Consider the following 11,754-nt stretch of genomic DNA (forward strand, 5'->3'; position numbering starts at 1 on the left):
GTTTAGTCAATGTTGCGTTAAGATAAGAAAAGAACAAAATGACTTTTCGCGTGATAAATGGAGGTAGATAAAATGAAGGCATTTGGTTTTAATCAATTTGGTGACCCAGACGTTTTTGAAACACTTGACGTTCCCATTCCCGCACCTAAAAAAGGCCGGGTTCTTGTTCAAACGCGTGCCTTTGCCATGAATCCATTTGATAGCAAAATGCGTCAGGGAAGCGTCAGTTCTAAAAAGCCCCCCGTTTTCCCAACAATCCCAGGAAGCGATGTTGCTGGTACCGTTGTTTCAAAGGCGCCCGACGTTACTGATTTCGAAGTCGGCGATGCTGTTTTTGGCCGCGTGTTTAAAGGGGCCTACGCGGAATTCGTCTCAGTCCCCCATCTCAAACTAGTGAAAAAGCCCGCCAATTTGAGTTTTGGCGAGGCAGCTGGAATCCCGAATGCTGGAATCACCGCATTTGATATTTTAAAGAGTGCCGTCAGCCTTGAGAATGCCACTTCTATCCTCGTCCTAGGTGCTTCTGGTGCTGTAGGTGCCTTTACAACTCAAATTGCAAAAGCAATGGGGTTGTTTGTTGCCGCAACGGCCTCAGTCAAACATACCGACTTTGTCAATCGTTTGGGTGTGGATCTTTTTATCCCCGTCTCACAGCTTGCCCAAAGAAATTTTCTGGATCATGCGCCTGTTGATATTTTAATTGATGCCACACCTCATCCGTATGCCAATGCGCAAAATAGTCTGCGCTGGTTAAAGGCAGGCGGCCAACTCGTTGCTTTAAACGATTTCAGTCCTGATTTCACAACCCAAGATCATCACCTAATTGCATTTAATGACGCTGTCTACCACCAAAATAAGAAGGCTTTGATCTATCTATCCGAGCTCGTCACTCACAACCAGCTAAAGATTAATCTTGCTAAGCAGCTCCCCTTTACGGTTGAGGGTGTTATCGCGGGTCAAAAGCTCCTCGATAGCCATCATGCGCCTGGCAAAATAGTTGTCACAAAATAAAAAAAATCCTCGCTAAGCTTTAATTATTTTACCTAAAACAATTAAACCTTCGAGGATTTTTTATTAAGCCAACGCTTTTTTAGCAGTTTCAACTAATGTTGTGAATGCTGCTGCATCGTTAACAGCTAAATCTGCAAGCATCTTACGGTTGACATCCACATTAGCTACCTTTAAGCCATGCATTAATTGGCTGTAACTCATATCATTCAATCGTGCTGCTGCATTGATCCGTGCAATCCAGATCTTACGGAAATCGCCTTTACGGTTCCGACGGTCGCGGAATGCGTACAGACCAGACTTCATAACTTGGTCTTTAGCAACCTTAAAATTAGTATGTTTTGGTCCGCGATAACCCTTTGCAAGCTTTAAGACGCGTTTACGACGACGACGTGTAACTGTTCCACCCTTTACTCGTGGCATAATAATTCCTCCTAGAACTGGTTCCCCAGCGTTTTATTCGTTTATAGTAGCTTATTTAGTGATTGGTGATAACATCTTACGATAACGTTTAACGTTCGTATGATCCATCATGCTTAATCCACGTAATTGACGACGTTGTTTCTTCGTCTTTCCGTGGAAACGGTGACTTGTATAAGCATTTCCACTCTTAAAACCACCATTACCAGTTCGTTTGAAGCGCTTTGCAGCAGCGCGATTTGTCTTCATTTTTGGCATAATTTGTTCCTCCTACTTTTGCTTTTCTGAGATTGGTGCCAACATCAAAAACATGCTTCGACCATCCATCTTAGGATACTGTTCGATAGTTGCCACATCGGCAGCTTCTTTTGCCATGCGGTTTAAAACGTCCCGGCCAATATCCTTATGTGTAATTGCCCGTCCTTTAAATCGAATGGAGACACGTACTTTATCTCCTTTAGCCAAGAACTTCTTCGCGTTCTTAAGCTTGGTATTAAAGTCGTTTGTATCAATTGTTGGACTTAATCGAACTTCTTTAATGCTGACTGTCTTTTGTCGTTTGCGAGCTTCACGTTGCTTCTTTTGTTGCTCAAAACGATACTTTCCATAATCCATGATCTTGGCAACCGGCGGCTTAGCTTTCGGGGAAACTAATACCAAATCAAGTCCTGCTTGATCCGCTAATTCTAAAGCATCTCGCTTTGACTTTACACCTAATTGTGTACCATCATCACCAATTAATCGCACTTCACGAGCACGAATACCGTTATTGACCATCATATCACTAGCTATGGCAATTCACCTCCAAATTTTTTTAAGAAAAAGGCAGAAAAAAACGAGGTGCATTCCACACCCCGCTAACAAGACTTATCTCAGTCTTTTCATCGTTTTAGCCCAGCAATCCAAATCACTAAGGCGAGAAGCGGGTGCCTCTGCTTAATTTCTTAACTTAATAAGAATAGCAAATTTGCCCGCAGCTGTCAAGAAACCTTTACTTAATTAAATCATCGTTCTTGCCGTGGTCGCCTGTTCGACTGAAGTTTTGAATTTCTGCGGTCAAACTATCAATGAACATATTATTATTTTCACTTTCAGAATCTTTCTGCCCATACTTACGAACACTAACTGTCCCAGCTTCTAGTTCCTGATCACCTACAACCAGAACATAAGGAACCTTTTGAGTTTGTGCTTCCCGAATTTTATATCCCATTTTTTCGTTACGTGTGTCGACATTTACACGAATATGCTTTGCCGCCATTTTTGCGCGCAATTTTTCTGCATACTCGCCATGAAATTTCTGATTGACCGGAATGATTGTCACTTGTTTTGGTGCTAACCAAGTTGGGAAAGCCCCCTTGTAGATTTCAGTTAAGTAAGCGGTGAAGCGTTCCATTGTCGAAACAAGTCCACGGTGAATCATCACTGGGCGATGATCCTCACCATCAGCTCCGACATAGTGGAGATCAAATCGTTCTGGCAGCATAAAGTCCAACTGAATTGTTGACAATGTTTCTTCGTTTCCAAGCGCCGTCTTGGTTTGAACGTCTAATTTTGGTCCATAAAACGCTGCTTCGCCTTCAGCCTCAACATAATCTAAGCCCAGATCATCCATTGCTGCTTTAAGCATCGCCTGCGACTTGTTCCACATTTCGTCATCATCGAAATACTTCTTCGTATTTTTGGGATCCCGATAACTCAAACGGAAAGTATAATCTGTGATATCAAAATCATCGTACACTTCAACCATCAAGCTCAAAATCTTCTTGAATTCATCCTGAATTTGGTCCGGTGCCACGAAAGTATGACCATCATTTAAAGTCATTTCACGCACCCGTTGTAAACCAGATAAAGCACCCGATTTTTCATAACGGTGCATCATACCCAACTCTGCAATACGAATTGGCAATTCACGATAAGAACGAATGTGATGCTTATATACTTGAATGTGAGAAGGACAGTTCATTGGCCGTAATTCCAACATCTCGCCATCACCCATGTCCATTGGTGGAAACATATCTTCACGGTAATGTTCCCAATGACCAGATGTCTTGTAAGCGTCAAGGTTCATCAAAACCGGTGTATAAACATGTTGATAGCCGTTTGCGACTTCTTTATCAATGATGTAACGTTCAATTGTCCGCCGGATAGTTGCCCCATTTGGCATCCAGTATGGTAATCCTGCCCCCACCTTGGGATCAACAAAGAATAAATCAAGGTTATTACCGATCACACGGTGGTCACGATCATGAGCTTCCTGTTGACGGGCCAACTCCGCGTCCAAGTCTTTTTGTTTTAAGAAGGCCGTTCCGTAAATCCGTTGTAACATGGGATTGCTTGACTTACCTTCCCAGTATGCCCCGGCGACCGATAAGAGCTTGAAAACTTTGACGTCATGAGTACTTGGCAAAACAACACCGCTGCTCAAAACAACTTTCTCCTGGACGCGATAAATGGCCACTTTACCATCTTTAGCCAACTGATGAACTAATTTAGCCTGGTAGGGATCTCCATCAACAAGTTTTAAAGCTTCTGCTTCACTAACCCATTCCTGAGCTAACGGCAGATCTGCTTTAATTAGGGCAGCCATTTTATCTTCAATTGCTGGTAGTCCGTCAACGCTAATTTGTTCACTCCCATTATCTGTATCACAATAAAAACCGTGTTCAACATTGCCCTTTGTTCCAAAATGAATGTCTGGGTAAATGGCTTGAATGGCCACCTGCAAAACAACTGCCGCTGTATTCCAGACCACCTGGAGACCTTCGTCTGAATCCTTTGTGATAATTTCCAAGCTGGCATCTTGTGTAAGCTTTTCTTCCAAGCCGACCACCTGACCATCTACCTTACCAGCAACCGCTTTTTTTGCTAAACTTGTGCTAATCGCCTTAGCTACTTCTAAAACGCTTGAATTTTCAGCTACGGTGCGCTTTGCCCCATCTGCTAATGTAACTTCAACTTCTGCCATCCTACTTCGCTTCTTTCTATTTTTTTAATAAAAAAAGCCCCAAGTATACAAAAGTACACTCGGGACGTCATTAACGTGGTTCCACCCAATCTTACAGATAAAAATCTGTTTCTCATGGGTTCGATAACGGGAACAATCCGTCTTGGTATTTCCACCAAGCTCAAAGAAGTGGTAATCACTGTATCGTCATGGGGCAGCTTCCAGTTATTAACTGCCCTTCCCTTAATGATTGAACAATAATCTTGTCTTCTTTTTGATTTCAGAACTAATTAAACCACACTCTGAAAAAAAGTCAATATCCGCCAAATGATTTTATTAAACTTAATTGCCGTTTTGCCGGCGATTAATTCCGACCATCGTCATTTCTGTTGCCAAAAAACGAATGCGTTCCATCAGTCGTTTGGCCTTTAAAGGCTCAAGCTCACCACGTTGATTGACTTGAAGATGCTCTTTTTCCAATTGAGCCATTGAAAAATTCGAACTGAAAAAGGTCGCAAGCTCATTTTGCATACGAAACTCCAAGATGACGCCTAATATCTCGTCACGTACCCAGCTCGACATCGCATCCGCCCCAATATCATCAAGCATCAAAATTGGGGCTTGCTTGATACTATCTAGTTTTTCGGCCAATGTATTTTCCCCAATGGCTGTTTTCATTTCAATCGCAAAACTAGGAAAATGGACCAATGTGGATTCAAAGCCTGCTGCCGCCAATTCATTAGCAATGGCACCGAGTAAATAGGTTTTTCCGACACCAAAACTACCTGCCAGGTAGAGCCCTTTATGAAACTTACGTGGATCTTTTTCATAAGCCTGAACAAAATCAAGGGCTGCATTTAAAGCCTGCTTGCGTTGGGCATCAGGAAAAAAGTCCTCAAACCGCGCCTGGCGGATCATTTTAGGCATATTGACCGCTTTAACGCGCGTCTGTACCTCACGTTTCTTCTCAGTGGCTAGGAACTGGGCACTTGGTCGATAAGAGACCTCAATTAAATGATTATTCACAATTAGAATTGGCTCATAACCTGGCATCAGGGTTGGTTCCCCACGCCGGTATTTATGAAGTTCCTGGACATACTCATAGAGTTTGGAAGCAGAACGGGCCACGCTATCCGCTGACAGTTCCGTTTTATGTTGCTCACAAAATTTCAAAACATCAGGATCAGCATAGACTGCTGCCATTAGTTTTTGAAATTTCGTGTCCAATTTTCGTTTACTCATCAGCTCTTGTAAAACCTCACGGACATTTTCCACGCTTACTTCTCCTCCTTATGTTGGCGACGCAGTTCACTTAATCGACGCTGAAGGCGCTGTTGATCACCCTTTTCGACAGTTGGTGTTTGTTGGTTTTGTTTCGTTTCTTGCTCATTTTTAGCCCAATCTGGTAAGGTTTCCTTGGCAACTTGCCGCCGGGTTTGCGACTTGGTATTACGCTGCTTAGCCTGGGCAAACTGCTTAATTTGAATAATTGCCGCTTCTGGCGTTGTCACGTGAGCACGACTCCAACTATTTGCAACAGTATCCACCAATTTGTTGGGTAAGGTAGTCGCCTCCCGATCAAGAATAATATACGAAATTAGAATATTAATGACACTGACTGGAAACAGATTACGTTCGATCAAATTTTTTAAGGTTTGTTTTTCGCCATAGGTAACGTAGCCGCCATGAACAGCTTGTTTTAAATTTTCTAAGTAAGTCGCTGGTGCATACGCCTTAGCTGCTTTTACAAGGGCGAGATCCTCTGCAGTTAATTTTTGATCGTCAGTACTTTTTGGGTTGTCCTGCTTTTCACTGGTAACTGGGGCAGGTGTGACATAATTTGTGGTGTTAGAAAGGCGACCTGTAAAATGATTAGCAAACTGTCGTTGTAATTTTTGCGGATCCAATTTATTTGTCATCAGGTCCGTGGCCTGCGCGATCTGGCGAGCCATCTCAACTTCATCAACGCCGTAAAGTAAGTGCTCGGTTAAAATAAGTTTTTGGGCTGCGTTTACAGAGTCCCAAGTCGTAAATCCTTTTTTAATCAAGGATTGCAACAATTTAAAGTCAAACCCGGTGTGATCAGCTTTTAGATCAACTTCATTTTTAGCCTGGCTCGCCTGTTTAAATTCCGCTTGCGTTTCTCGAATCACCAAGCTTGGCTCTTGAAGTGCTTTTTCAGAAATATGAAAGGCGGACAAAAAATCAGTTGAGACATTTTTCAAATCATGGACATCGACTTGGACAAGTTTAAACTGCTTTGCCAATTCGGTAAAACGCTTTTCACCCACCGCTTCTAACAATAAGCTGCTTAACAAACCATCTTTGAAAAAGCTATCTGGAGCCACCGGTTGCACTAATTGATAGACAAAAAAGCGTCCTAAAGTATCACTACCACTGAACGTTTTGAGCAATCCTAAACCTTCAAGCTTTTGGCGAGCAGCAAAAAAATCGGGGAGATCACAATTAAGGATGTCCAGTAATTCCAAATGTGATTTTCTTTGGGAACGAATCACACCCGGCTGTAATTCCGTCCAGAGGGTTAAAAACAAACTGAACGCTTTTGCACCGATAATTGGCTGATATAAGTAAGTTAAAACTTTTTGATCAAAATCGCTTAAGTAAGCCTGTTGTGTGACCAAAAAGCCATCTTTAGGACTTAGATTTGCCCATCCTTCGTTCATTCTTTCTCGCCACCGTTATTTTTATCTTTGGGTGCTTTTTTAATCGTCTTTTCTTTGGCCATCATGTCTTTAAGCTCAGACATGAACACGTTCATGTCTTTAAATTGGCGATAGACACTTGCAAAACGAATATAGGCAATTTCGTCAACTTTGGCTAAGCGGTTCATCACGTACTCCCCAATTATTTGACTGGAAACCTCGTTTTCACCGAGTGCGCGCACCTTATTTTCAACTTCATCTACAATTTTTGACATTTCATCCATGCCAACCGGACGTTTTTCGGCCGACCGAATCAACCCTCGTAAAATCTTTTCACGATTAAACTCTTCGCGAGTTCCATTTTTCTTAATGACCAACAACGGCGACGCTTCAATGCGTTCGAACGTTGTAAACCGAAACCCGCATGCTTCACATTCCCGCCGGCGACGAATAACACGTCCATCATCTGTAGGACGACTATCCACCACCCGAGAACCATTATGATGACAGTGTGGACATCTCATGGGCTTTTTCCCTCCACTCTTTAACGTAACTTACTATTGTCAAGCCATTTTAACACTTGTGCGCGGGTTTCATCAATAGACCCACTATTCTCAACCACAATATCCGCCAACTGAATTTTTTTAGTTTGAGACCATTGGCTGGCAATACGTCTCTCGGCTGATTCTTTAGAATAGCCATCTCGTAGCATTAACCGTTTAAGTTGCCTTTCCGGGGTAGTTGTGACGACCATTACTTGATCAACTAGCGTTTGGTAACCCTGCTCCAGTAGTAACGGGGCATCCAAGATTATCAATGACCTGTTTTTGGCCTTTAAATTCGCGATTGCTTGGCAAATTGTCCGTCTGATAGCCGGTTGCATAATACGATTCAAAGTATCCAGTTGTTTCGGATCAGAAAACACAATTCTTCCTAGCGCTTTTCGGTCTAGCTCTTGCCCATGAAAAACAGCATTGCCAAAAGTTCGATAAAGCTGCTGCCAAACTTTGGTGCCTGGTTTGACTAAATCATGAGAGATACGGTCGGCATCGATGATAGGATACCCCAGCGCCGAAAAAAACTGGCTAACCGTTGATTTACCTGTTGCAATGCCACCTGTCAAGCCTAGTACCACTGTCATGTGTGTTCACCCATAATCAGTTTTTGACAGAAGGGACAAAAATGTGTTCCCCGCTGCGAAACTTTAATGCGCTCAATTGGTGTCCCACACCGCTCGCAAGGTAACCCTGTTCGTTGATACACATGCAGCTGATTTTGAAAACTGCCGGCGTGTCCACTTGCATCTAAATAACTAAATACAGTGGTTCCTTTTGCGCGAATTGCTAGTTCAAGTTCATCAAATATCATTTGACGTAAGGTTACAATTTTTCCCAACGGAATCGTATTTGTCGGCTGTAACGGATGTATCTTTGCTAACCACAGCACTTCATCACAATAAATATTTCCCAGTCCGGCAATCATATTTTGATCAAGTAAAAAGGACTTGATTGCTTTATGGTGTTTTTTCATTGTGACCGCTAAATAGTCAATACTGAGTGTTTCTGGTGTGGGTTCTGGCCCAATCGTTTTCAACCCAGCAACTGTATACTCCTCCCCAGCGGGAACCACAACCATCCGTCCAAATTTACGCGTATCGTTGTACCTTAATTCTTGCCCGTCCGTAAACTCAAAGACAACATGATCATGTTTGTTAAGGGGGACATCATGCGTGTGAACAGTATACTTACCTTCCATACGCAAATGCGATACCATCGCGACGTCCTGATCAAACTCAAACAAAAGATATTTCCCCCGCCGCTTGATAGACGTAATCGTTTTACCCGTTAAGGCTTTCACAAACTCTTGGGCGGTGGGTAAAACCATTTTTGGATAATAGATATCAATTTTTTTAATTGTTTTTCCGGCTACTAAGGCTTCCAGGCCGCGCCTGACTGTCTCAACCTCAGGTAATTCTGGCATAACGTTTCCTTCTTACTATTTCTATTTTGCATCGTACCAATTTTTGCCAAAAGCACTTTCTACTTTTAGAGGTACATCGAGCTTAATTGCCGAATCCATAACACTTGGAACCAACTTTTGAATCTGTGCCAACTCATCATCGGGGACTTCAAAAATGAGTTCATCATGCACTTGCAACAGCATCTTTGTTTGCAGGTGTAGTTCCTCTAACTTCTTTTGCATCTGAATCATCGCAATCTTGATGATATCAGCTGCACTTCCTTGAATCGGGGTATTCATAGCTGTTCGTTCCGCAAAGGCCCGTTGATTATGATTACTAGAGTTAACATCTGGTAAATAACGGCGTCGATGAGCAATTGTTTCAACATACCCTTGCTCGCGAGCCGTGGCCACAATCCGATCAATGTAGGATTTAACACCGGGGAACTCCTGAAAATAAGTGTCGATAAACGTTTTGGCCTGCTTACGTGAAATTCCAATGTTTTGAGAAAGTCCATAATCACTAATGCCATAAACAATTCCGAAATTGACCGCTTTTGCTTGGCGGCGGATATTTGGTGTCACTTCTGAGGCATCCTTTAGGCCAAAGATCCGGACAGCCGTACTGGCGTGAATATCTTCATCATTTTTAAAAGCATCCTGCAAATTTTTATCGCCTGTAATGTGCGCTAATACCCGCAATTCAATCTGAGAATAATCTGACGAGAAGATTTGTGCATGCGCATGACTAGGCACAAAGGCCTGCCGAATTTTCCGGCCTTCTTCTAACCGAATCGGGATATTTTGAAGATTAGGATCGATTGAAGACAACCGTCCAGTTTGTGTCAGCGTCTGCAGATAGGTTGTATGGACCTTTTGATCCGTTGAGTGCACAACCTTTAATAACCCCTTCACATAAGTGGACTGAATCTTTGAAATTTGCCGATAACTTAAAATATTGTCGATAATTGGTGCCTGACCTCGTAAGCCTTCCAAGACACTCACAGCCGTAGAATATCCTGTTTTGGTCTTCTTCGAACTTGGCAAACCCAGTTTTTCAAATAAAACATGCCCTAATTGTTTAGTCGATTTAATATTGAAGGTCTCTCCGGCCTCATTATAAATCATTTGTTCAATTTCACTTAATCGTTCTGTGAACTCGCTTTCCATCTGTTCAAGCCGCTTCGTATCCACCCTAATGCCCGCAATCTCCATTTTAGCAAGGACTAAAGCTAGTGGTAATTCAATATTGGTATAGAGTTCAATCTGTTGGTTTTGCTTAAGCTCTGCCTGCAGCTGAGGAACCAAATTTTCAATGGCTCTCAATTTAGCTGCCAAGTGCTTAAAAAAGACAGCATCGTTCGCAGGAATCTGTCGTTTGACACCAGTTCCATAAACCTCTTCGTCCGTACTGATCTCTTGGTAACCGTGTCGGTGGGCGAGTGCACCCAAATCATTGGAATTATCATTGGTATCTAACAAATAGGATTGTAAAAGGACATCATTCCGGCCGTTTTCAAAAGAGATGCCCAAACGATTCAGGCCCACATACGTGCGCTTCAAATCGAAGACATTTATTTGGCGCTGACTATCACGGAAGATCTTTTTAAATATTGAATGGCGTAAAAGTTCAATATCTCGCGAAACATACCATTCTTCCTCATGGCCAATTCCAAAGCCGGCGAAATCGGAAGTATGATAGTTCTTTTCGGGAAGCTCCAGATAAAACGAAATTTCACCCGTTAACTTTTCAATCTCTGCAATATTTTTGTCAGTTAAGATGGTATAAGTGATGTCTTTTATCGTCTGCTTTTCGGCAAACCCCTCTGTCGCACGCATCTGATTCAAGAAGGATTGAAAATTCATCCGTTCATAAAAATCAACCAATTCTGTTTGTTGTTTACCCTCATACGTTAAATCGCTGAGACCGACCTTAATAGGAGCCGCTCGATTAATCGTTGCTAATTTTTTACTTAAAAATGCATTTGCCTGATCAGCAATTAAATGCTCTTTTAGTTTAGAAGCTTTCATGTCATCTAAGTGCTCATAGACGCCTTCGACCGTACCGTACTGTTGAAGAAGCTTGATCGCTGTTTTTTCCCCGACTTTAGTCACACCCGGATAATTATCAGATGTATCACCTGCAAGTCCTTTCATGTCAATAATTTGATTGGGTGCCAATCCTAACTTTTCTTTGACATGGGCTGGCGTGTAATGTTCTACTTCGCTGACACCCTTGACTGTCACCGCAACAGTTGTCTGCTCACTTGCGAGCTGTGTCAAATCACGATCCCCGGTTACCACCGTCACTTCATAGCCAGTCTGTTCGGCTTCTTTTGAAAGCGTCCCAATAATGTCATCCGCTTCATAGTTAGTTAATTCGTATGTTTTAATGCCATAGCCTGCTAATAATTGCCGTAAATACGGCATTTGTTCCGAAAGTTCTGGTGGCGTTTTTGAACGGCCGCCTTTATACCCATCAAACATTTCTGTGCGAAACGTCGTCTTTCCAGCATCAAAGGCGACGAGGGCATCAGTTGGCTTGGTGATTTCCAAAATATGGTCCAACATTTTATTGAAACCGTAAATCGCATTTGTATGAAGTCCATCTTGATTTGTGAATTTACTTAAAGCATTGTGCAACGCAAAAAAGGCACGAAACGCCACACTATTTCCATCAATTAAGAGCAATTTTTTATTGGCCATTTTATTCTCCTTCGTGTTTATACGTTCATTTTAACAAACTCACGTCTCTTATTG

General features: G+C 42.4%; 11 protein-coding genes and 1 other annotated feature. Of the genes, 1 reads left to right on the forward strand and 10 read right to left on the reverse strand.

Features of this window, described 5'->3' with window-relative positions; all coding sequences use genetic code 11:
• Positions 1-72 precede the first annotated feature (72 nt).
• Entirely contained in the window at positions 73-1,011 is a 939-nt protein-coding gene (locus ACLJJ6_RS05785) for an NADP-dependent oxidoreductase (RefSeq protein WP_412988260.1), read from the forward strand.
• Positions 1,012-1,074: 63 nt separating this feature from the next.
• Here ACLJJ6_RS05785 and rplT read toward each other — a convergent pair whose 3' ends face one another.
• From rplT to polA, 10 genes are all read right to left on the reverse strand, one after another.
• Positions 1,075-1,431: a 50S ribosomal protein L20 gene (gene rplT / locus ACLJJ6_RS05790; RefSeq protein ID WP_412988262.1), complete on the reverse strand. Its 357-nt coding sequence runs from the start codon at positions 1,429-1,431 to the stop codon at positions 1,075-1,077.
• A gap of 51 nt (positions 1,432-1,482) precedes the next feature.
• On the reverse strand, positions 1,483-1,686 hold the full coding sequence (gene rpmI, locus ACLJJ6_RS05795; protein ID WP_412988263.1) for a 50S ribosomal protein L35: 204 nt from the start codon (positions 1,684-1,686) through the stop codon (positions 1,483-1,485).
• A gap of 12 nt (positions 1,687-1,698) precedes the next feature.
• Positions 1,699-2,208: a translation initiation factor IF-3 gene (infC, locus tag ACLJJ6_RS05800; RefSeq protein ID WP_412988265.1), complete on the reverse strand. Its 510-nt coding sequence runs from the start codon at positions 2,206-2,208 to the stop codon at positions 1,699-1,701.
• A 43-nt stretch (positions 2,209-2,251) separates the two neighbouring features.
• Positions 2,252-2,372, reverse strand: a sequence feature (ribosomal protein L20 leader region).
• A gap of 47 nt (positions 2,373-2,419) precedes the next feature.
• On the reverse strand, positions 2,420-4,393 hold the full coding sequence (gene thrS, locus ACLJJ6_RS05805; protein WP_412988267.1) for a threonine--tRNA ligase: 1,974 nt from the start codon (positions 4,391-4,393) through the stop codon (positions 2,420-2,422).
• A 321-nt stretch (positions 4,394-4,714) separates the two neighbouring features.
• On the reverse strand, positions 4,715-5,647 hold the full coding sequence (gene dnaI, locus ACLJJ6_RS05810; protein ID WP_412988269.1) for a primosomal protein DnaI: 933 nt from the start codon (positions 5,645-5,647) through the stop codon (positions 4,715-4,717).
• Between the two features lie 2 nt (positions 5,648-5,649).
• Positions 5,650-7,056, reverse strand: coding sequence for a replication initiation and membrane attachment family protein (locus ACLJJ6_RS05815; protein WP_412988271.1), 1,407 nt, complete (start codon positions 7,054-7,056; stop codon positions 5,650-5,652).
• A complete protein-coding gene (nrdR, locus tag ACLJJ6_RS05820) occupies positions 7,053-7,559 on the reverse strand; it encodes a transcriptional regulator NrdR (RefSeq protein WP_412988272.1) in 507 nt (168 codons plus the stop codon). The genes ACLJJ6_RS05815 and nrdR overlap by 4 nt, the downstream gene beginning before the upstream one ends.
• Before the next feature lie 20 nt (positions 7,560-7,579).
• A complete protein-coding gene (gene coaE / locus ACLJJ6_RS05825; protein ID WP_412988273.1) occupies positions 7,580-8,176 on the reverse strand; it encodes a dephospho-CoA kinase in 597 nt (198 codons plus the stop codon).
• Positions 8,173-9,015 carry a bifunctional DNA-formamidopyrimidine glycosylase/DNA-(apurinic or apyrimidinic site) lyase gene (mutM, locus tag ACLJJ6_RS05830; protein WP_412988275.1) on the reverse strand — a complete coding sequence of 281 codons (843 nt, stop codon included), beginning with the start codon at positions 9,013-9,015 and terminating at the stop codon, positions 8,173-8,175. Before mutM ends, coaE begins: the two co-directional genes overlap by 4 nt.
• 21 nt (positions 9,016-9,036) lie before the next feature.
• On the reverse strand, positions 9,037-11,700 hold the full coding sequence (gene polA, locus ACLJJ6_RS05835; protein ID WP_412988277.1) for a DNA polymerase I: 2,664 nt from the start codon (positions 11,698-11,700) through the stop codon (positions 9,037-9,039).
• Positions 11,701-11,754: the final 54 nt, after the last annotated feature.

Source organism: Pediococcus siamensis (genome assembly GCF_047220215.1).
Taxonomy (GTDB): Bacteria; Bacillota; Bacilli; order Lactobacillales; family Lactobacillaceae; genus Pediococcus; species Pediococcus siamensis.